We start from the raw sequence: 21,563 nt of genomic DNA, 5'->3' as shown, positions 1-21,563 counted from the left end.
CGGAACGAAGCCTAGCTGCCTTGCTTGTAGTTGTTCAAAGCATAGCCGCGATCGCGATAGAAACGATAGCGTTCGCGGCCCGCTGCGAGCTCGTTGTGTGCGTTACCGACCACTTCCAGCAATCTTTCAAAGCGCGCGAATTGCGCCGGCACCGTAGCGCCGAGATTGAGCAGCACCTGATGGTGCGGCACATTGTCGAGGTTCGATGTCAGCACGATGGGTGTTTGCGCGGCGAGCGGCGTGCCCGCCATGCAGTGCGGCACGAAATCGAGAGGCGAGAAGGTCCACAACTGCTCGTCGAAGGCCCGCAGGCGCTCCGGCTCAGCCAGCACGATGGTCGGCTGGCCCGCCTGATACGCCTTGCGGATCAGGCGGCACGCATACAGCAGCGAATCGCCGACGTTCGAGTGAAAATCGATTCTCGTCATCGGCGGCTCCGCCTGGCGTCTGCCACGACGCCCGCAACTTTACTGCAATGCGTCATTGCGCGCCGCGACCGTCGGAGGCCCGATCGATCAGGAACTGCGCGAGCAACGGCACCGGACGGCCAGTCGCTCCCTTCGCGGCGCCGCTCTTCCATGCAGTGCCGGCGATGTCCAGGTGCGCCCACGGGTACGCGTCAGTGAAACGCGACAGGAAGCACGCAGCCGTGACGCTGCCCGCCGGACGGCCGCCGATGTTCGCGAGGTCCGCGAAGTTCGACTTGAGCTGATCCTGATACTCGTCGTCGAGCGGCATGCGCCAGGCCGGGTCGGACGCTTCACGCGATGCGTCGAGCAGTTCGCCCGCCAGCGCGTCGTCTTTCGAGAAGAGGCCGCTGTTGTGGTGACCCAGCGCGATGATGCAGGCACCCGTGAGCGTGGCGATGTCGATCACCGCAGCCGGCTTGAAGCGTTCGGCGTAGGTCAGCGCGTCGCACAGGATCAGCCGGCCTTCGGCGTCCGTGTTCAGCACTTCGATCGTCAGGCCCTTCATGCTCGTGACGATGTCGCCCGGCTTGGTGGCAGTAGCCGACGGCATGTTCTCGACCGCCGGGATAATGCCGACCACGTTGATTTTCAGACCCATTTCGGCGACGGCGCGCAACGTGCCCAGCACCGAACCGGCGCCGCACATGTCGTACTTCATCTCGTCCATGCCTTCGCCCGGTTTGAGCGAAATGCCGCCGGTGTCGAACGTGACGCCCTTGCCGACCAGCACGACCGGCGCGGCTTTCGCGGCGCCGCCGTGATACTGCAGCACGATGAACTGGGCGGGTTCGACCGAGCCGGCCGTAACCGACAGGAACGAGCCCATCTTGAGCGCTTCGCACTGCTTCTCGCCGAGCACTTCGACTTTCAGCTTCCAGTCTTTGGCGAGTTTTTTCGCCGTGTTGGCGAGGTAGGTCGGCGTGCAGACGTTGCTCGGCAGATTGCCGAGGTCGCGCGTCAGGTCCATGCCGTTGGCGAGCGCGGCGCCCTGCTTGGCCGCGAGCTTGGCGGCCTTTTCGTCGCCGGTATTGACGCTGAACACGATGCGCTTCAAAGCACGCGGGGCGTTGTCCGGCTTGCTCTTCATCTGCGTGAACCTGTAGGTCAGCTCACGCAGTGCGAGGATCGCGGCGCGCACGCCCCAATCGGCCGAGCGCTCGAGGATCGGCAATTGGGCGAGCGTGAAGGTGACCTGGACGATCTTGGTGCCCAGCAGTGCGCGCCAGGCGGCCCGCACGGCTTCGCCGTAGGCTTTCTGACTGAAAGCATCCTGCTTGCCGAGGCCGACGAGCAGCACGCGCGAAGCGCCGATGCCCGAGACTTCGTGCAGGAACAACGTGGTGCCGGCTTTGCCGTCCATGTCGCCGGCTTTGATGATGCGGGTCAGGAGGCCCTTGGTGGCCGCATCGATCTCCAGCGCAGCGCCCGAGAGCGTTTGCGACTCGAACACGCCGATTACGATGCAATCCGATTTCCCGGTCAGGAAACCGTTTGACGAGCCTTTGGTCCAATCACAGGCTTTTATGCTAAAGTCCATCGCGCTTGTCCTCGGATAAAATCTGGGCTTAGGATGAAAGCCGCAATTATCCGCTATTTTTCCCGCGGCGGCTGCACCGGAGGCGTGACGGGAACTAACCCGTGCGTCACTGAGAGCGCCCCCTCCCATCATCAATAATGATCTTCGAACGCTCCCTCCAGCGCGAACTCGCGTATACGGCTGGTGCCGTGTTCATGGTTCTCCTCACGCTCGTGCTGACGACGATGATGATCCGCATCGTCGGCCTCGCGGCCTCGGGCGAGATCGATCCGCGCGACGTGCTGGTCCTGATCGGCCTGACCGTGATCGGCTACCTGGCCATCATGCTCGTCGCGACCCTGTTCGTGTCGATCCTGTTCGTCCTGACCCGCTGGTACAAAGACTCCGAGATGGTGGTCTGGCTTGCCTCGGGTGTCAGCCTGACCCGTTTCATCAAGCCGATCGGCATTTTCGCCACGCCGATCATCATTCTGATCATGTTCTTCGTGTTCGTCGGCTGGCCGTGGTCGAACCAGCAGAGCAAGCTGCTGCGCGCGCGCTTCCAGCAGCGTGACGAAGTCTCGCTGCTGGCGCCGGGCCAGTTTCGCGAATCGGCTGCCAGCCACCGGGTGTTTTTCATCGAAAAGATGTCGCCCGACCAGGCACGCGTCGAGAACGTATTCGTGACCAGCACGGAAAACGGCAAGGTCAACGTGGTCGTGTCGAAAACCGGCCACACCGAAACGCACAAGAACGGCGACCGCTTCGTCGTACTGGAAAATGGCCGCCGCTATGACGGCGAGCCGGGCCACCCCGATTTCCGCATCATGGAGTTCGAGCGCTATGGCGTGAAGATCCAGAGCCAGCCGGTCATCAATACGCCGACCACGACCGGTTTGCCCACGCTCACACTGCTGCGCAACCCGACCAACGAAAACCTCGCCGAGTTCGCCTGGCGCGCGGGCCTGCCGCTGATCGCAATCAACCTGATGCTGCTGGCGATTCCGCTCGCGCATCAGAACCCGCGGCGCAGCCGCACCATCAACCTGGTGATGGCGGTCCTGATCTATTTGACGTATTCGAATCTGCTGAACGTGGTCCAGGCGTGGATCGAACAAGGCAGGATGTCGTTCGCGGTGGGGCTGGTGGCGCTGCACATCATCGTGGCGGCGATTGTCGTGTTCATCTTCTGGCTGCGTGTGCGCAACCGGCCGCTATTCACGCGGGCGATGTTCCGCCGTTCGCAGGGGGCATAACCGATGCGCATTTATGAAAAGTACTTCGCGCGTCAGGTCTACCTCACGTTCATCTTTATTCTGTTCGCGTTCTCCGGTCTGTTTTTCTTCTTCGACCTGATCAACGAGTTGAACTCCGTCGGCCACGGCAACTACAAGCTCCAGTACGCGGTGCTGCGCGTCGCGCTGCAAACGCCGTCGCGTTTCTACGAAATCATTCCGGTTGCCGCGCTGATCAGCGCGATCTATGTGTTCGCGCAGATGGCGGCGAACTCCGAGTACACGATTTTCCGCGTGTCCGGCCTCGCCACCAATCAGGCGCTGCGCTCGCTCATGAAAATCGGCATTCCGCTGGTATTCCTGACCTACCTGATCGGCGAAGTAGTCGGTCCGTACACGGATCAGTTGTCGGAACGCGTGCGGCTTGAGGCGTTGGGGTCGTCGGTATCGAGCAACTTCGAGTCGGGCGTGTGGGTGAAAGACACGCTCACCGCGCGCGCGGATGGCGAGCAGGTGACGCGCTTCGTGAATGTTGGCGAATTGAAGCCGGACGCGACGATCAGCAACGTGCGGATTTACGAATTCGATTCGCAGTTCCGTTTGTCCAATGTGCGGACGGCGAAGAGCGGCACCTACCAGCCGCCGGGTCATTGGCAACTGACTGACGTGACGGACACGCAACTGATCGACGTGCCGCCTCCTCCTGGCACGCCGGCCGATGCGTTGAATCCGGTGTATCGCGCGAAGCAGACGACCTTGCCCGAGTATTCACTGCGTTCAGAGTTGACACCGCAGATTCTGTCGGTGTTGCTTGTGTCGCCGGACCGGATGTCGATGTTCAACCTGTTCCGCTACATCCAGCATTTGACCGAGAATCATCAGGACACGCAGCGATATGAAATTGCGCTGTGGCGCAAGCTGTTGTATCCGTTTGCGGTGTTCGTGATGCTGGTGCTGTCGTTGCCGTTTGCGTATCTGCATACGCGCGCCGGCGTGGTCGGTGTGAAGGTTTTCGGCGGGATTATGCTGGGGATGAGTTTCCAGTTGTTCAACACGCTGTTCTCGCACATCGGCACGTTGAATACGTGGCCTGCGCCTTTGACTGCGGCTACGCCTGGGCTTGTTTATCTGGTGCTGGGTCTGGTCGGATTGAAGTGGGTTGATCGCCATTAGGAGCCTGGGTTATGGCTACGCATGGGATGGTGTTGTTCGCGCATGGCGCGAGGGATGTACGCTGGCGCGAGCCGTTTGAGAGGCTTGCCGGGAAGGTTCGTGCTGCGCGCGGTTCTGATGCTGAAGCTGGGCCGGTTTTGCTGGCTTTTCTTGAGTTGATGGAGCCGGATTTGCCGACTGCGGTGGGGTCTCTTGTCGCCGACGGGTGTTCTGTTGTGACCGTTGTGCCGGTGTTTTTTGGTCAGGGCGGCCATGTTCGCAGGGATCTGCCGGAAGTGATCGAGCGGTGTCGCGGGATGTATCCTTCTGTCAGGATTCAGTGCGCTGGCGCGGTTGGGGAGGATGAGGCTGTGTTGGAGGCTGTGGCTGAGTATTGCCTCCGGCAGGGGTGAGTTTTTTTTGCCTGTTCGGCGGGGTTGTTGTTGAGCTGGCTTGTTGGCCTTTCCTTGCTTTGTTCGTGGTCTATTAGCGTTGCCCCTGTGCGGGGCGGCACCTACTTTTCTTTGCCGGCCGCAAAGAAAAGTAGGCAAAAGAAAGCGGCTCACACCGCCAGCTCATAAGCGGGTCCCCCGCGCAGCCGCGGTAGTGGTGCATCTGGAATCCGTGCCCCCGCACACTCCGCGCTAGTGACAAAGCGCTCATGAGCTCCCACTCCGCACTGCGTGCGTCGCGGACGGGTCTGCCAGGGAAACCAGCGGCTTCGCTTCGCGCAGCGGGGGCCATCGGCTTCGCCTCGACGAGGCAGCAATGCGGGAGCAAAACGGCATTCTCGAGGTGCATCACTCCACGGCGCGGCGCGAAACGCAGCGGGTGGTGTTCTGAACTGGGCGTCGGCGCGCGCAGCGCCGCCGGAGGTATGACGGCCTTGTCACTAAGGCCGAATGTGCGAGAACACAGATTCCAGATGCACCACTACCGTGGCTGCGCGGGGGACCCGCTTAAGAATTAGCGGTTTGAGCCGCTTTCTTTTGCCTACTTTTCTTTGCGGCAGGCAAAGAAAAGTAGGTGCCGCCCCGCACAGGGGCAACGCTAATACACCACTAACAATTCAAGGAAAGGCCAAAAAGCCAGCTCAACAACAACCCCGCCGAACAGGCAAAAACCAAAACATCAAGCAGCCACCAAAACCCCACCCGCAAAGCGCCCCACCCCCACTTGCCGGGCGGCAAAAGCCTCCCCAATCATCAAAAGACTCGGCTGCGAAGCATCAAGCCACTGCTGGGCATCGCCACAAGCGAGCCCTGAAAGCGTAAGAGTGAGCGTCCGCTCACGAGGCGTACTACAAGCCTCGACAATCGCCACAGGCGTCGCCCCATCGCGACCAGCATCGATCAACTGCTGAGCGATCTCAGGCCCACTATCGCGCCCCATGTAAAACACCAGCGAATCAGCATTCACCTGCTCACGGATCGCCTCAGTATCGGCCGCCCGGCTATGCGTAGCCAACGCCACACTACGAGACACACCGCGAAGCGTCAAAGACCGCTTCAAGGAAGCCGCACTAGCCAGCGCAGCGGTAATCCCCGGTACCACCTCATACTCGATACCCGCAGCCTCAAGCGCCCGCATCTCCTCATCGGCACGCCCGAACAACATCGGATCGCCCCCCTTCAGGCGCACCACCACTTCGTGCTCAAGCGCAGCATCCACAATCTGCTTGTTGATGAACTGCTGCGCCGTCGAAAGCTGCCCGCAGCGCTTGCCCACCGCAATCCGCCGCGCGTGAGCCGGTGCATAGTCGAGCATGGCCGGCTCGACCAGCGCGTCATGCAGCACGACGTCCGCCATGCCAAGCAGCCGCGCGCCCCGCACGGTGATGAGATCCGCGGCTCCCGGCCCTGCACCGATCAGATACACCTTACCCATTTGCCTCAATCCCTTTCGTCCGGTTCGTGCAAAATCCAGCGCGCGACGTCGTGTCAAATCGTCCAGCCGGCAACTCAGGCGGAAAACGCCCGAATCATCCCAGCCGCGACCGTGTGGTGCGTCGCCTCGTCGATCAGCACGAATGCGCCCGTGCCCTGATGCGAATCGTACACGTCGCACACCAGCGGCTTTTGCAAGGTCAGCGCCACACGGCCAATATCGTTCATCGTCAGGTCCTTACGATCGGTCGCCTGCGACAGCGTATGCACGTCGAGCACTTCCTTGATCGCCCCAATCCGCGCGAACACCGTGTTGGTGGTCTGCTTCAGCAAATACTTGCGTTGAGTAGACAGCGGCGTGTCGTCGAACCAGCACAGGTCGGCTTCCAGCTTCTTCGCAGGCTCCGGCGCCGCTTCGCGCAGCACGAAGGTGTCGCCGCGCGACACGTCGACGTCTTCCGCCAGACGGATCGTCACGGTCTGGCCGGCAAACGCGCGGTCCACCGCGGCCGTGCCGCCCGTTACCGGCGCAATGATCTCCGCAACCGTCGCTTCGCGGTTCGCCGGCAACACGACGATCGTGTCGCCCACCTTTACCTCGCCCGCTTCGACACGGCCCATGTAGCCGCGGAAGTCGTCGGCCTGATTGCCGTCCTGGCGCGCCACCCATTGCACCGGAAAGCGCAGTGCCTGACCCGTCGGAACATCGACCGGCAACGCTTCGAGCAGATCGAGCAACGGCTCGCCTGCATACCACGGCATGCTTTCGCTAGCCGTTACGATGTTGTCGCCCTTCAGCGCCGACACCGGCACGAAGCGCACGTCGCTCAGACCCAGTTGACGCGCGAGCTCGACATACGCATCGCGAATCTCGTTGAAACGCGTTTCGCTGTAGTCGACGAGATCCATCTTGTTGATCGCAACAATCGCGTGCTGCAGACCGAGCAGCTTCACGATCGCGCTATGACGCTTGGTTTGCGGCAGCAGTTGCGCAACACCGTCGACGAACGTCACTCGCGTTGCGTCGACCAGGATGATCGCCGCATGCGCGGTCGAAGCGCCCGTCACCATGTTGCGCGTGTACTGCTCGTGGCCCGGCGTGTCGGCAATGATGAACTTGCGCTTGGCCGTCGCAAAGTAACGGTAGGCAACGTCGATCGTGATGCCCTGCTCGCGTTCGGCTTCGAGGCCGTCCGTCAGCAGCGACAAATCGATTTCGTCGCCAACGGTACGCTTATTCTTTGCCCGCGACAGTGCCGAGAGCTGGTCGCTCAATACCGCCTTGCTGTCGTACAACAGGCGGCCGATCAACGTGCTCTTGCCGTCGTCGACGCTACCCGCAGTAATGAAACGCAACACGCCGAGGTCTTCTGGTTGGTGAATACCGCTCATGATTGTCTTACCCTCGTCGTGTGCTTAGAAATAACCTTGCTTCTTACGCTGTTCCATCGCGGCTTCGGAGACCTGATCGTCCATCCGCGTCGCGCCGCGTTCCGTGATTTCCGTCACGGCCGTTTCGGCGATGATCTTCTCGAGATCGTCGGCATCGCTTTCCACCGGGCACGTGCAGCTGATATCGCCCACCGTACGGAAACGCACCAGCGCGGTTTCGCTGGTTTCACCCTCACGCATCGGCGTGAGCGGCGTAACCGGAACGAGCAGGCCGTTACGGCGCACGATCTCGCGCTGATGCGCGTAATAGATCGACGGCAGTTCGAGCTGTTCGCGAGCGATGTATTGCCACACGTCGAGCTCGGTCCAGTTCGAAATCGGAAACACGCGCAGATGTTCGCCGTTGTGCAGACGCGCGTTATACAGGCTCCACAGTTCCGGGCGCTGCGCCTTCGGATCCCATTGGCCGAATTCGTCGCGGAACGAGAAGATCCGCTCTTTGGCACGGGCCTTTTCTTCGTCGCGGCGCGCGCCGCCAATCAGCGCGGTGTACTCATGTTCAGCGATCGTTTCGAGCAGCGTCACGGCTTGCGCGGCGTTGCGCGAATCCAGTTCGCGGCGCAGACGCACCGTACCGCGCTTGATCGAATCTTCGACGTGACCCACCACCAGTTCAGCACCGATCTCTTTGGCACGGCGATCGCGGAAGTCGATCACTTCTTCGTAGTTGTGGCCGGTGTCGATATGCACGAGCGGGAACGGCAACACGGTCTTGCGATTCGCGCCAATGCCAAACGCCTTCAGTGCGAGGTGCAGCACCACCACCGAGTCCTTGCCGCCCGAAAACAACAACGCGGGCTTGCGGCATTCGGCGACCAGTTCGCGCAGGATATGAATCGACTCGGCCTCAAGCCAGTCGAGGTGATCCATTCGGGTTGCCGTATTGGTCAGCGGTGCATTCACAGTGGAATCGAGCGTGGTGCTCATGTTGGGTCCTTCGTAGATTCGTCCGGGCCGGCAATTGCCGGCTCGGGCAGAAGTATTCAAATCGGTATGTGCGGCGCTCAAGCCAAAAACCAAGGCCTGAGCCGCCTGAATGCTTTATGCCGAGGCGTTCTCGCTGCTGTGGACCGGGATCGGCGTAATCGTCGTGATATGCAGACCACATTCCTTCGTATCGCGCGACTCCCACCACCAGCGGCCTGCCCGGCTGTCTTCACCAGGGCGAATCGCGCGGGTACAAGGCTCGCAGCCGATGCTCGGGTAACCGCGCGCATGCAGCGGATTGACCGGCACATCCAATGCTTTCAGATAATCCCATACTTCGGCTTCGGTCCAGTCCGTCAGCGGATTGAACTTGGCGATATTGCGCGCCGCATCGAATTCTTCCTCGTGCAGTTCGGCACGCGTCACCGACTGCTCGCGACGCTGACCCGTCACCCACGCGCTGACGTCCGACAACGCGCGGTTCAGCGGTTCGACCTTGCGGATCTCACAGCAGCGCTTGCGCAAATCGACGCTTTCATAGAACGCATTCAGGCCATGCGAGCCGACATATTCTTCCACCGCGGCAGCCTGCGGGTGAAACTGCTCGATATCGTAACCGTAGCGCTCTTTCACGCGATCGATCATGCCAAGCGTTTCCGCGTGCAGGCGTCCCGTGTTCAACGAGAAGATGCCGATCTTCACGCCACGCGACAGAATCGCGTGCGTGAGCAGCATGTCTTCCGCCGCAAGGCTGCTGGCAAGCTTCACGTTGGCGTGACGCGCGGCGATCGAATCCAGCAGCGCATCGAGACGCTCGACCTTCGCTGCGAGTTCCGGCGTGAACAATGGTTGTGCGGAACTCATGCCGAAGCCTTTGCCAGTTCGCCCGCTTCACGGCGGCGAAACAGCGGCGACGAGTTCACCGCGCCCTGATAGTTGAAGCTGAATTCGTCGAACGCCTTCAGCGCGTCGTTGAAGTCTTTGTCGGCGCGCAACGCGTAGGCGTCGAAGCCGCAGCGGAACATGAACGCCAGTTGATCGCGCAGCACGTCGCCGATCGCGCGGAGTTCGCCCTTGTAGCCGTAGCGCTCGCGCAGCAGGCGGCCGATGCTATAGCCGCGGCCGTCGCGGAACACCGGGAAATCCACGGCGATCAGCGCGATCGTGTCGAAGTCGCCGACGATATCCGCCGGTTCGCTATCCGGCGCGAGCCAGACGCCAATTTCAGCGGTGCTTCGTGAAGCAATCAGCGCAGCGCGCTCGGCTTGCCACAGCGCGAGCGGCACCAGCACCTTGCCGGCCGGCAACGCATCGACCGCCGGCAGCGTGCCATCTTCAGCGGCGCGCACCACCGTCCAGTCATCGTTGACGATCGCGCGGTTCTTGATAATAGAAGCCATCTGTTCAGTATCCTTGTCGCGATTACGCGTGAGCCGGTTGACGCGAGGCGTACACCCGTTCCTTGAACGGAGCCATGCCGATGCGGTTGTACGTTTCGATGAAGCGCTCGCCCTCAAAGCGATTTTCCACGAACGTATCGATCACCTTGCTCATCACGTCCGGCATTTCTTCCGCCGAAAACGACGGGCCGATCACGCGGCCAAGATGCGCGCCCGTGGCGCCCGTGCCCTGCTCGCCGCCAAGCGTCACCTGATACCACTCCGAGCCGTCCTTATCGACGCCCAGGATGCCGATGTTGCCGACGTGGTGGTGACCGCACGCATTGATACAACCCGAGATGTTCAGCGACACGTCGCCGAGGTCGTACACGTAGTCGAGGTCGTTGAAACGCTCCTGAATCGCCAGCGCGATCGGAATCGACTTCGCATTCGCGAGCGAGCAGAAATCGCCGCCCGGGCAGGCGATGATATCGGTCAGCAAACCGATGTTCGGCGTCGCGAAACCTTGCGCCTTGGCCTTTTCCCACAGCGCGAACAGGTCGCGCTTTTTCACGTTCGCGAGAATCAGGTTCTGTTCGTGCGACACGCGGATTTCGCCGAGCGAGTATTCGTCGGCCCAATCCGCAACCGCTTCCATCTGCGCATCCGTTGCGTCACCCGGAGCGATCGTGGTCGGCTTCAGCGACAACGTGACAGACGCATAACCCGCCACCTTGTGCGGACGCACATTGCGCTCGACCCAACGCGCGAAAGCGCGGTTTTCCAGCAAATGCTTTTCGAACGACGCATCCGTGTCGGCCAGCTTTTCATACACCGGCGGCTGGAAGTATTGCGACACGCGATCGACTTCCGCTTGCGTGAGCGTCGACGGACCGTCTTTCAGGTGCTGCCATTCTTCTTCGACCTGCGCCGAGAATTTCTCCGGGCTCAGCGCCTTCACGAGAATCTTGATACGCGCCTTGTACATGTTGTCGCGGCGGCCATAGCGGTTGTACACACGCAATACGGCTTCGCAGTAAGTCAGCAGATGTTGCCAGGGCAAATCGCGGCGGATGATCGCGCCGATGATCGGGGTACGGCCCATGCCGCCGCCGGCCAGAATATCGACCACCAGCTCGCCCTGCTCGTTCTTCTTCAGATACACGCCCATGTCGTGGATCTGCACGGCAGCGCGGTCTTCCTTCGAACCCGACACGGCGATCTTGAACTTACGCGGCAGCCACGCGAATTCCGGGTGGAACGTCGACCACTGGCGCAGGATTTCTGCCCAGGGGCGCGGATCGACCACTTCGTCCGGCGCCACGCCGGCGAACTGGTCGGCCGTGATGTTGCGGATACAGTTGCCCGAAGTCTGGATACCGTGCATCTGCACAGCCGCGAGCTTGCGCAGGATTTCCGGCGTTTCTTCGAGCTTGATCCAGTTGTACTGGATGTTCGAGCGCGTCGAGAAGTGGCCGTAGCCGCGGTCGTGCACGCGCGCGATCTCGGCCAGCACGCGCATCTGGTCGCTGCGCAGGTTGCCGTAAGGAATCGCGATACGGTGCATGTACGCGTGGCGCTGCATGTACAAACCGTTCTGCAGTCGCAGCGGACGGAACTCCTCTTCGCTCAATTCGCCCGACAGACGGCGGCGAACCTGATCGGCGTATTGCTCGACCCGTTCGTCGACGATGGTCTGGTCGTACTGATCGTATTGGTACATTCGGGGACCCCAATTTTTTGCGTGACACACAGCGTTCCGGGGGCCGGCCGCCCGTTACACCGCGCCTGGATATCTCTATTTGTCAGCTCAGCCGAGCGAGGGTTTAGACCCATCGCTCATTTGCTTATGACAAATACAGATATCCATATTGAAAAAGATGGACAGATCGTAATAAACTCGCCTTATATTTCAAACGACTAAAAAATTCTTTTGATATGCGGAGAGGTTATATATGAACCTGCATCAATTCCGCTTCGTCCGCGAGGCTGTGCGGCAGAATTTCAACCTGACCGAAGCGGCCAAAGCCCTGTTTACAAGCCAGCCGGGCGTCTCCAAGGCGATCATCGAGCTGGAAGACGAGCTGGGCGTCGAAATCTTCACGCGGCACGGCAAGCGCGTGCGCTCGCTGACCGAGCCGGGGCGCATCATTCTGCAGTCGGTAGAGCGGATTTTGCAGGAAGTCGAGAGTCTGAAGCGGGTCGGTAAAGATTACGCGGCGCAGGATCAGGGCAATCTGGTGATCGCCGCCACCCACACTCAGGCGCGCTATTCACTTCCGGCCGCCATCGCCGAATTCAAGAAGCGCTTCCCGAAAGTTCACCTTTCAATCCTGCAAGGCAGCCCGACACAGGTCGCCGAGATGGTGATCCACGACCAGGCCGATCTGGCCATCGCCACCGAAGCAATCGCCAACTATAAGGAACTCGTCTCGCTGCCGTGCTTCCAGTGGCATCACGTCGCCGTGATGCAGCCGGACCATCCGCTGCTCGACCGCAAACTTTTGTCGTTGGATGATCTGACCCAATATCCGCTGATTACCTACGACAATGCGTTCGCCGGGCGCACCAAGATCAACGAGGCGTTCCGCCTGCGCGGCTTGCATCCGGACATCGTGCTGGAGGCAATCGACGCCGACGTGATCAAGACCTATGTGGAACTGGGGCTGGGTGTCGGCATCATGGCGGATATCGCCTTCAACGCCGAGCGCGACCGCCATCTGCGCGCGATGCCGGTGGGCCACCTGTTCGGCAGCAATGTGACGCGCGTCGCGCTGAAACAGGGCGCGTATCTGCGCAGCTATGTGTATACGCTCGTCGAACTGCTCTCGCCGAGCATGAACCGCAAGCTGATCGAACAGGCGCTCAACGGCGAACACGAGACCTACGAACTTTGAACTGACCACGCTTCCCGCTACGGAGACTCTTGATGACGTCGCATAAAAACAAACTTCGCGGCCTGGCCGCTCTCGGCGCGCTCTTGCTCGCCACTGCGGCACACGCCGATATCAAGGTCGGCATCGACCTGTCGAGCACCGGCCCTGCCGCCGTGATCGGCATTACCAGCAAGAACGCGATGCTGATGTGGCCGGCCACGATCGCCGGCCAGAAAGCCGACTATATTTTCCTCGACGACGGCTCCGACCCGGGCGCGGCGGTGCGCAACATCCACAAGCTGATCAACGAGGATCACGTCGACGTGATCGTCGGCCCGAACATCACACCCGCGGCAATGGCGGCGCTCGATCCGGCCGCCGAGAGCCAGACGCCGATGATCACGCTAGTCGGCTCCGCAAGCGTGGTCGAACCGCAGGAAGGCAAGAAGGTGTGGGCCTACAAGATGGCGCAAACCGATAGCGCGATGGCCGACGTGATGACGCGTTACATGTCGAACCACAACGTGAAGACGGTGGGCTTCATCGGTTTCGCCGACGGCTACGGCGAAAGCTGGCTCAACGAGTTCAGCAAATTCGCAGCCTTGCGGCATATCCAACTGGTAGCGACAGAGCGCTACAACCGCACCGACGCCAGCGTCACCGGCCAGATCCTCAAGCTGATGGCCGCCAAACCGGACGCGATCCTGATCGCCGGGGCCGGCACGCCGACCGTGCTGCCGCAGCGCACGCTGATCGAGCGCGGCTACAAAGGCCCGATCTATCAGACGCACGGCATCGCCACGCCTGAGTTCATCAAGCTGGGCGGCAAGGACGTGGAAGGCACGCTGTTCCCGACCCAGCCGGTCGTGGTGGCGCGCACGCTGCCGGCCGACCATCCGGCGAAGAAGGCGGCACTCGCTTTCACCAACGAATACGAAGCGAAGTACGGCCCGGGCAGCGTCACGCAGTTCGCAGGCGATGCGGCAGGCGTCTATCCGCGGCTACAGGATGCGGTCGCGCGGGCGTTGAAGACGGCGCAACCGGGCACGCCGGCTTTCCGCGTGGCCTTGCGCGACGAACTGGAGCACGCGCATGAGCTGGTCGTCCCGAACGGGGTGGTCAATACGAGCCCGAAAGACCACGTCGGTCTGGATCAGCGCGCGAGCGTGATGGGCATCATCAAGAATGGCAAGTTCGTCTACCTGAGTCAGTAAGCAGCGCATGCGCGCGGCGTTTTGCCCTTACTGGCGGGCCGCGCGCGACGCTCGCGCCAACACCACCGCCCGTCCGGGCGAGTCACATTTGAGTCAATGCGCATGCCGTTTGATCGGGCACACCGATCGAGCGGCGCGAACCTTGCAGGCAACGTGTACCATGCTGACGGCCAGCTTTCAGTGAGCGCTGGCAACGGCTAATTTCGCCGATTCCGTGCAAGCGCGCGGCGCCTTGTAACCGCAGGGGCGCCGTCGCTCGCCAGCCCGTGATGTCCGTCAGACCGCGCATGCTAAAAACCAGAAAACGCATCATCATCGCCGCCGTTATAGCCGTCGTGATCCTGGCTATCGCGATCGGTCATGCCATCAGGAAGCGCAGCGGCGCCGACGCCGCCAGCGTCGAAGCGCCCTCTTCCGTCGTCGAATTCGCACCTGACGACCTCACCACCGTGAGCCGCCGCACGCTCTCCGAAACGCTGCCGTTGACCGGGTCGCTACGCGCCGTCACGCAAGCCGCGGTGAAATCGAAAGTGGCCGGCTCGGTGCTCAACGTGATGGTGCGCGAAGGCGATTCGGTCAAGACCGGCCAGATTCTCGCGAAAATCGATGCCCGCGACTATGTCGCCCGCGCCGAGCAGACGCGCGGCCAGATGGCGGCGATGGCCGGCCAGCTCGACATTGCCAGACAGACGCTCGACAACAACCGCGTGCTGGTCGAAAAAGGCTTCATTTCGAAAAATGCCTTCGACACCGCGCAAAGCCAGTATCAGATCGCCCGCGCGAATCTCGACGCGGCGAAAGCCGCGCTGGCGTCGTCGAATCTGTCGTTGGACGACACCGTCGTGCGCTCGCCGCTCGACGGACAGATCGCCTCGCGCACGGTTGAACCGGGCGAGAAGGTTGCCGTCGATACCAAGCTGTTCGACGTGGTCGATCTGCGCACGCTCGAACTCGAAGCACCGGTGCCGGTCGGCGAGATCGGCCGCGTGCGGGTCGGCCAGCCGATCCAGATCACTTTTGACGGCATCGACACGCCCATCCAGGGTTCGATCACGCGCATCAATCCGGCAGCCCAGGCCGGTTCGCGTTCGATCATGGTGTATGTGCAAGTCGCCAATCCATCGGGCACGCTGCGGGTCGGCATGTTCGGCACCGGCACGATCTCGGTCGGCAGCCGGCAGAATGCGCTGGTTGTTCCGGCCACCGCCATCCGCACGGACGGCACGCGCCACACGGTCTATGCGCTCGTCAACGGCAAGCTGGTCGAGCAAACGGTAGAGACTGGCGTAACCGGCGATGCTGACGGGAGTACCTGGACCGAGATCGTCGGCGGCGCATTGACGCCTGGCCAGCAGATCGTGCAGAACAATCTCGGCTCATTGCGGATCGGCAGCACCGTGCATGTGGTGCAGCCCGCCCAGCCCGCCCGGCCAGGGCAGACCTCCCCGCTGGCGGCCAGCACGCCGGGCGCAAGCAGCGCACGCTGACCGGAGTCCTTGCCCATGTGGTTCACCCGCATCAGCATCGGCAACCCGGTGCTCGCCACGATGATGATGATGGCGTTGCTCGTCATCGGGCTGTTCTCTTATCAGCGGCTCAAGGTCGACCAGTTCCCGGACATCGCGTTCCCGGTCGTGGTCGTGCAGACCGCGTATCCGGGAGCCTCGCCGGAATCGGTCGAGTCGGACGTCACGCGCAAGATCGAAGAAGCGGTCAACACGATTAGCGGCATCGACGAAATCACCTCGCGTTCATACGACGCGCAGTCGGTCGTGATCGTGCAATTCGATCTTTCCGTGGATGCCGTGCAAGCCGCTCAGGACGTGCGCGACAAGATCGCGCTGATTCGCCCCGATCTGCGCGACGGCGTGAAAGACCCGCGCGTGCTGCGCTACGACCCGTCGGACATGCCGATCATCACCGTGGCGATTTCGAACGCGCCGGGCGCGTCGCTGTCCACACGCGATCTCACCACGGTCGCCGATCAGATCGTACGCAAGCGGCTCGAAACCGTGCGCGGCGTCGGCTCGGTGTCGCTGGTGGGCGGCGTAAAGCGGCAGGTGCAGATCGACGTGAATCCGCAGAAGCTGCAGGCGCTGTCGATCGGCGTCGATCAGGTGATCCGTGCCGTGCAGAACGAGAACCAGGAGATTCCGGCCGGCCCGCTCACATCGAGCAACATCGAACAGACCGTACAGGTCAAAGGCCGCTTCGAGAAACCGGACGACTTCAAACGTATCATCGTCGCGCGACGCGGTGCGCAGTCGGCGATTCCGACCGCCACCTCCGCCACTCAGCCCGTCACGCTCGATCAGGTCGCCGATGTCGTGGACGGTCAGCAGGACCCGGACAGCATGGCCTTGCTCAACGGGCAGCGCGCGCTATTTCTGTCGATCATCAAGGCGCAAGGCGAAAACACCGTGGACGTCGCGCACGGCGTGCGTGACGCTGTCGCCCTGCTGCAACCGCAACTGCCGCCAGGCGTCAAACTCGACATCACCGACGATTCGTCGATCAACATCGAAGAAAGCGTCAACGAAGTGAAGCGCACGCTCCTTGAGGGCGCTCTACTGACCGTGCTGATCGTGTTCCTGTTTCTCGGCTCGTGGCGCAGCACGGTGATCACCGGCCTCACCCTGCCGATCGCGCTGATCGGCACCTTCGCGGTGATGTACGCGTGCGGCTTCACGATCAACGTGATTACGCTGATGGCGTTGTCTTTGTGCGTCGGCTTGCTGATCGACGATGCGATCGTGGTGCGCGAAAACATCGTGCGGCACGTGCAGCTCGGCGCGGACCACCGCACCGCCGCGCTCGACGGCACCAGGGAAATCGCGCTCGCCGTGCTGGCGACCACCTTTTCGATCGTCGCCGTATTTCTGCCGGTGGGCTTCATGGGCGGCATCATCGGCCGCTTCTTCCATCAGTTCGGCATCACGGTGGCGGCTGCCGTGCTGATCTCGATGTTCGTATCGTTCACGCTCGATCCGATGCTGTCCTCCATCTGGCCGGACCCGGATCTGCACGACGCGGACACGGGCCGCAAGGGCTATCGCTACGGACGCGTCATAGAACGCTCGCTGCATCTGTTCGACAAGCAGATCGACCGGCTCACCGCGTTCTACCAGCGTCTGCTCGGCTGGTCGCTGAAGCACCGCGCGATCACGCTGGCCGTAGCGGCGGCCACGTTCTTCGGCAGCCTGTTTCTGGTGCCGTTCGTCGGCACCGAGTTCGTGCCGAATGCGGACTTCTCCGAAACGCAGATCGGCTTGAACACACCGGTGGGTACCTCGCTTGAGGCCACCTCGGAAAAAGTGAAGCAGGTGCAGGCAATTCTCGCCACCTACCCCGAAGTGCGCTTCAGTTACGCCACAGTCAACTCGGGCAATACGCAAGGCAAGAACACCGCGCTGATCACCGTGCGCCTGAAGGACCGGCGCGACCGCACGCGCGGCATGGCCGAATTGAACGGCGCGTTTCGCGCGCGGCTCGCCTCGGTGGCGGGCGTATCGATCACCGAAATCGGCATGCCGGACGGCGCCGGCAGCACGAAAGCAATCCAGTTGAGCTTGCAGGGCGACAACATCGACGAACTGCGCCGGCTCTCGGATGCGGCTCAGGCGCGGATTGCAAAGATCCCGGGGCTAGTCGATCTCGATTCGAGTCTCAAGGCGGATAAGCCGATTGTCGCGATCAACGTGAAACGCGAGCTGGCATCCGACCTCGGCGTGGGCGTGGCCGATATCGGCACCGCGTTGCGGCCGCTGCTCTCCGGCGACGCGATCAGCACATGGCGCGCGCCCGACGATCAGGACTACGACGTCAGCGTGCGCTTACCGCGCGCACAGCGCGAAGACGTTGCCGATCTGGCGAGGCTGATGATCGCCACCAACCGGACGGACTCGAACGGCGCGCCCGTGCTGGTGCCGCTGCGGCAGATCGCGGATATCGTCAAGACGACCGGCCCCGATGTGTTGAACCGGCGCGACCTGCGGCGCGAGGTGATGCTGTCGGCGAACGTGAATGGCCGCTCGGCTGGCGACGTGGCTTCGGACGTCGCGAAGACACTCGACGCGATGCATTTGCCGGCGGGCTACCACTATCGATTCGAAGGCTCGACCAAGAGCATGAACGAGTCGTTCGTCTACGCGGTGGAGGCACTAGCGCTCGCGGTGATCTTCATCTACATGATTCTCGCGTCGCAGTTCGCCAGCTTCGCGCAGCCGCTCGCCATTATGGCGTCGCTGCCGCTCACCCTGATTGGCGTGCTGATCGCGCTGCTGCTGTTCGGTAGCACGCTGAACATGTTCTCGATCATCGGCTTCGTGATGCTGATGGGTCTCGTGACGAAGAATGCAATTTTGCTGATCGATTTCGCGAACCAGGCGCGGCGCGGCACCCTGCTCGACGCATCTGGCAAGGGCCGCATGATGGAGCGGCGAGAAGCGCTGCTCGAAGCGGCACGTGTGCGCCTGCGGCCGATTCTGATGACCACGCTGGCGATGATCTTCGGCATGCTGCCGCTGGCGGCGGCGCTCGGCGAAGGTGGGGAGCAACGCGGGCCGCTCGGGCAGACGGTGATCGGCGGCGTGATTACGTCGTCGATTCTGACGCTGGTGGTCGTGCCGGTGGTCTACACGGTGCTGGAGGACTGGGCGGACTGGCTGCGACGCAAGTTCAAACGCAAGGCGTACACCGTGAGGGATCGGGTGTAACGGCTAAGTCCGCGCAATTTAGCAATTTCGCGTGCAGTGCGCGAAGTTGCTACAGTAGAAGTCTTTCCCCGACCAGCCGTCCCCCATCATGCGCACCACCCGAGCCATCCACGCCGTCGAGCGGCTGAAAACCCGCAGCGGCAATCCGCAGTTCGCCGCGATCAGCCTGTCCGGCGGCCTGTTTTATCTGGTCGACAAATCGAGCGGCACGGACAAGAAAGTCTCCGATCCGCTGACGCTCGACGACTTCGTCAAATTCGTCGACGGTTTTGGACCGCCCAAGCCGCGTAAGGCAAGCAAGCTCGATATTGCGTTCGAAGCGCAGCTCAAGAAGAGCAAGGGCAGCTAGGCAGCGCCCCCCATTTGACGACCGAAGATCTCCGCTCCATGACCAAGACAAGCACCAAGTCTGTCAGCATTGCACCGGACCACAATCAACCCACCCTGTCGAAGGGCCAGAAAGCGTTCAACACGCTGATCAAACAGATCGAAAAGCGGCGTGCCAGTTTGAGCGCGTGGGAAGAGTTCGCGCCCGCGTTCCAGCAAAAGTACGTGAATGAACTGCTGCCGCTGACGCAGAAAATGCAACATTTGCGTGCGCGGATGGCGCACCTTCTCGACGAACAGAGCAACCAGAAACGTATCACCCAGACCGAACGGCGCACTCTTTCTGCATTCATTGTCGATCTGGCGGCGAGGTGTCTCGGGGAAGAAGATAGCGACGAGCTGAAAGCGCTATACAACCGCCACAGCGGGTCCGACTACGACGACGAAAGAGCGTCCGAGTTAGACGAAATGAAATCGATGCTGGAGACGGTATTAGGCGTCGAACTGGACGACATCGACATGAACTCGCCCGATGAAGTTCTGGATCGCCTGCAGGCGCATATCGAACAGGACGACGCTGCGCAAGCGGCGGAACATCAGGCGCGTCAGGCGCAACGCGCCCCAAAAAAGAAGACGGCAAAGCAAATAGCGGCCGAAGCACGCCGCGAGGAAGAAGAAGCGCAATTGAGCCGCTCGATTCGCGAGGTGTATCGAAAGCTGGCCAGCGCGCTGCATCCCGATCGCGAAAGCGATCCAGAGGAACGCAAACGAAAAACCGTCCTGATGCAACGAGTCAACGAAGCCTACGGCAAGAACAACTTGCTGCATTTGCTCGAATTGCAGCTGGAACTTGAGCACATCGACCAGAACGCGATCGATAACCTGAGCGAAGACCGGCTCAGGCATTACAACAAGATACTAAAGGAGCAGGTCGGCGAACTCGACGACGAAATTATGTTTGTCGAAATGGCGTCCAAGGAACGCTACGGGCTCGACCCGATGGCGTCCATCACGCCGAAGAACGTCATGCACGGGTTGACGGAGGACGTTTTTATGCTGCAGGAACAGATCCGCTCGCTCGAGTACGATCTAGTGGAGTTCCAGGACCTGGGCACGCTCAAGGCCTGGTTGAAAATCAGGCGCCGTTGAAATTGAATGGCTCCCTTCCCTGCAGGGCGTGCGCGCCACGTGCCCACAGTCAACCGGGCTCTATGGGGCGCCACTGACCCTCGGCTGCGCTGCTCGCCAACACCGCGTCGATGAAACGCAGGCCCGCTACACCGTCATCCACCGTTGTGAGCAGCAGGCTTTCAGCGGGCAACGGTTGACCCGCATTCAACGCTTCGATCTGTAACGCCGCATCCTTGTACAACTGCGCGAACGCTTCCAGATAACCCTCAGGATGCCCCTGTGGCACACGCGTCGCATGCGCCGCGACCGCGCTTTTCACACGTCCGCGCGTCAGGCGCCCGGCCGTTCCGCCCAGCGGCGTGAACCACAATTCGTTCGGATTCTCCTGATCGAAAGCGAGACTCGCTTTCGTTCCATACACCCGCAGACGCAGCGCATTCTCCGCGCCGCTCGCCACCTGGCTCGCCCATAGCATGCCGCGCGCGCCGTTCGAATAGCGCAGCATCGTCTGCACGTGGTCGTCGATACGGCGTCCCGGCACGAACGCGTGCAACTCGGCGGATAGCGATGACGGCGTCATCCCCGTGATGAAGGCAGCGAGCTGATACGCATGCGTGCCGATGTCGCCGAGACAGCCGGCAGGGCCCGCTAAAGACGGATCAGTGCGCCAGCCCGCCTGTTTGTTCGTGCCGCTCGTTTCTATCGGTTCAGCCAGCCAGTCCTGCGCGTATTCGACTTGCACCACGCGTATTTCGCCGAGTGCACCGTTTTCGACGAGTTCACGAGCATGGCGTACCAACGGGTAACCGGAATACGTATGCGTCAACGCGAAAAGCTTGTTCTTCTCGCGAGCGAGCTTTGCCAGTGCCTCGCCCTCCGCCAACGAAATGGCCAGCGGTTTGTCGCAGATCACATGGATGCCCGCTTCGAGAAAAGCCGTCGCCACCGGTGCATGCAGATGATTCGGCGTGACGATCGCGACCGCGTCGATACCGTCATCGCGCGCGGCCTCGGCGTGCGCCATTTCGCCCCAGTCTGCATAGCTGCGTGCGATACCAGCTTCGGCAGCGCTCGCTTGCGCGCGTTGCGGATCGGACGACAACGCGCCCGCCACCAGTTCGAACCGGTCGTCGAGCCGCGCCGCGATTCGATGCACCGCGCCGATAAACGCGCCCTGCCCGCCGCCCACCATGCCGAGCCTGAGTCTTCGTTGTGGCATCTCTCTCACTCCTTAGCGATCTGCTTCTGCCGCTTCATGCTTCACGGCCCGCGCGCCTTCAGAT

Annotated in this window: 18 protein-coding genes; 9 read left to right on the top strand and 9 right to left on the bottom strand. The window is 61.7% G+C overall.

Annotation, left to right across the window (positions count from 1 at the left end):
* Positions 1–11: 11 nt before the first annotated feature.
* Together AC57B6_RS04040 and AC57B6_RS04035 are read right to left on the bottom strand one after the other, a co-directional pair.
* A complete protein-coding gene (locus tag AC57B6_RS04040; protein ID WP_028200465.1) occupies positions 12–428 on the bottom strand; it encodes a DNA polymerase III subunit chi in 417 nt (138 codons plus the stop codon).
* A gap of 52 nt (positions 429–480) precedes the next feature.
* Entirely contained in the window at positions 481–2,007 is a 1,527-nt protein-coding gene (locus tag AC57B6_RS04035; protein ID WP_496420739.1) for a leucyl aminopeptidase, read from the bottom strand.
* 137 nt (positions 2,008–2,144) lie between these two features.
* On the opposite strand from AC57B6_RS04035, the gene lptF reads away from it, so the two are divergent.
* The 3 genes from lptF to AC57B6_RS04020 are packed head-to-tail and all read left to right on the top strand — an operon-like array spanning position 2,145 to position 4,786.
* Positions 2,145–3,242: an LPS export ABC transporter permease LptF gene (lptF, locus tag AC57B6_RS04030; RefSeq protein ID WP_216750247.1), complete on the top strand. Its 1,098-nt coding sequence runs from the start codon at positions 2,145–2,147 to the stop codon at positions 3,240–3,242.
* 3 nt (positions 3,243–3,245) lie between these two features.
* The gene (lptG, locus tag AC57B6_RS04025) at positions 3,246–4,394 is read left to right on the top strand and encodes an LPS export ABC transporter permease LptG (protein WP_030103753.1); all 1,149 of its coding nucleotides are present in this window, start codon (positions 3,246–3,248) and stop codon (positions 4,392–4,394) included.
* An 11-nt stretch (positions 4,395–4,405) separates the two neighbouring features.
* The gene (locus tag AC57B6_RS04020; RefSeq protein WP_028200461.1) at positions 4,406–4,786 is read left to right on the top strand and encodes a sirohydrochlorin chelatase; all 381 of its coding nucleotides are present in this window, start codon (positions 4,406–4,408) and stop codon (positions 4,784–4,786) included.
* 718 nt (positions 4,787–5,504) lie between these two features.
* Here AC57B6_RS04020 and cobA read toward each other — a convergent pair.
* The 6 genes from cobA to AC57B6_RS03990 all read right to left on the bottom strand — a co-directional run bounded on the left by cobA (position 5,505) and on the right by AC57B6_RS03990 (position 11,740).
* Positions 5,505–6,260 (bottom strand): uroporphyrinogen-III C-methyltransferase, encoded by a 756-nt coding sequence (cobA, locus tag AC57B6_RS04015; RefSeq protein ID WP_281663844.1) that lies wholly within the window; start codon positions 6,258–6,260, stop codon positions 5,505–5,507.
* A 74-nt stretch (positions 6,261–6,334) separates the two neighbouring features.
* Complete coding sequence (locus AC57B6_RS04010; protein ID WP_028200567.1) at positions 6,335–7,651, bottom strand: sulfate adenylyltransferase subunit 1; 1,317 nt, start codon at positions 7,649–7,651, stop codon at positions 6,335–6,337.
* 24 nt (positions 7,652–7,675) lie between these two features.
* A complete protein-coding gene (gene cysD, locus AC57B6_RS04005; protein WP_028200566.1) occupies positions 7,676–8,638 on the bottom strand; it encodes a sulfate adenylyltransferase subunit CysD in 963 nt (320 codons plus the stop codon).
* Between the two features lie 114 nt (positions 8,639–8,752).
* Entirely contained in the window at positions 8,753–9,502 is a 750-nt protein-coding gene (locus tag AC57B6_RS04000) for a phosphoadenylyl-sulfate reductase (protein WP_030101896.1), read from the bottom strand.
* Positions 9,499–10,038 carry a DUF934 domain-containing protein gene (locus tag AC57B6_RS03995; protein ID WP_028200564.1) on the bottom strand — a complete coding sequence of 180 codons (540 nt, stop codon included), beginning with the start codon at positions 10,036–10,038 and terminating at the stop codon, positions 9,499–9,501. Before AC57B6_RS03995 ends, AC57B6_RS04000 begins: the two co-directional genes overlap by 4 nt.
* A gap of 22 nt (positions 10,039–10,060) precedes the next feature.
* Positions 10,061–11,740: a nitrite/sulfite reductase gene (locus AC57B6_RS03990; RefSeq protein ID WP_144194006.1), complete on the bottom strand. Its 1,680-nt coding sequence runs from the start codon at positions 11,738–11,740 to the stop codon at positions 10,061–10,063.
* A gap of 232 nt (positions 11,741–11,972) precedes the next feature.
* On the opposite strand from AC57B6_RS03990, the gene AC57B6_RS03985 reads away from it, so the two are divergent.
* The 6 genes from AC57B6_RS03985 to AC57B6_RS03960 all read left to right on the top strand — a co-directional run bounded on the left by AC57B6_RS03985 (position 11,973) and on the right by AC57B6_RS03960 (position 20,298).
* Positions 11,973–12,914: a CysB family HTH-type transcriptional regulator gene (locus tag AC57B6_RS03985; protein ID WP_496420738.1), complete on the top strand. Its 942-nt coding sequence runs from the start codon at positions 11,973–11,975 to the stop codon at positions 12,912–12,914.
* 32 nt (positions 12,915–12,946) lie between these two features.
* Complete coding sequence (locus AC57B6_RS03980; protein ID WP_030101899.1) at positions 12,947–14,107, top strand: ABC transporter substrate-binding protein; 1,161 nt, start codon at positions 12,947–12,949, stop codon at positions 14,105–14,107.
* Between the two features lie 287 nt (positions 14,108–14,394).
* Positions 14,395–15,594: an efflux RND transporter periplasmic adaptor subunit gene (locus tag AC57B6_RS03975; RefSeq protein WP_496420737.1), complete on the top strand. Its 1,200-nt coding sequence runs from the start codon at positions 14,395–14,397 to the stop codon at positions 15,592–15,594.
* A 15-nt stretch (positions 15,595–15,609) separates the two neighbouring features.
* Entirely contained in the window at positions 15,610–18,822 is a 3,213-nt protein-coding gene (locus tag AC57B6_RS03970; RefSeq protein ID WP_496420736.1) for an efflux RND transporter permease subunit, read from the top strand.
* An 88-nt stretch (positions 18,823–18,910) separates the two neighbouring features.
* Complete coding sequence (locus tag AC57B6_RS03965; protein ID WP_028200557.1) at positions 18,911–19,171, top strand: hypothetical protein; 261 nt, start codon at positions 18,911–18,913, stop codon at positions 19,169–19,171.
* A gap of 38 nt (positions 19,172–19,209) precedes the next feature.
* Positions 19,210–20,298 carry a J domain-containing protein gene (locus AC57B6_RS03960; RefSeq protein ID WP_496420735.1) on the top strand — a complete coding sequence of 363 codons (1,089 nt, stop codon included), beginning with the start codon at positions 19,210–19,212 and terminating at the stop codon, positions 20,296–20,298.
* Positions 20,299–20,347: 49 nt separating this feature from the next.
* Here AC57B6_RS03960 and AC57B6_RS03955 read toward each other — a convergent pair whose 3' ends face one another.
* On the bottom strand, positions 20,348–21,499 hold the full coding sequence (locus tag AC57B6_RS03955) for a Gfo/Idh/MocA family protein (protein ID WP_030101903.1): 1,152 nt from the start codon (positions 21,497–21,499) through the stop codon (positions 20,348–20,350).
* Positions 21,500–21,563 lie beyond the last annotated feature (64 nt).

This window comes from Paraburkholderia sp. BGA-UO-ETr-F12 (assembly GCF_059567945.1).
The sequence above is the reverse complement of the archived record's forward strand: the minus strand, read 5'-3'. Positions and strand labels throughout refer to the sequence as shown.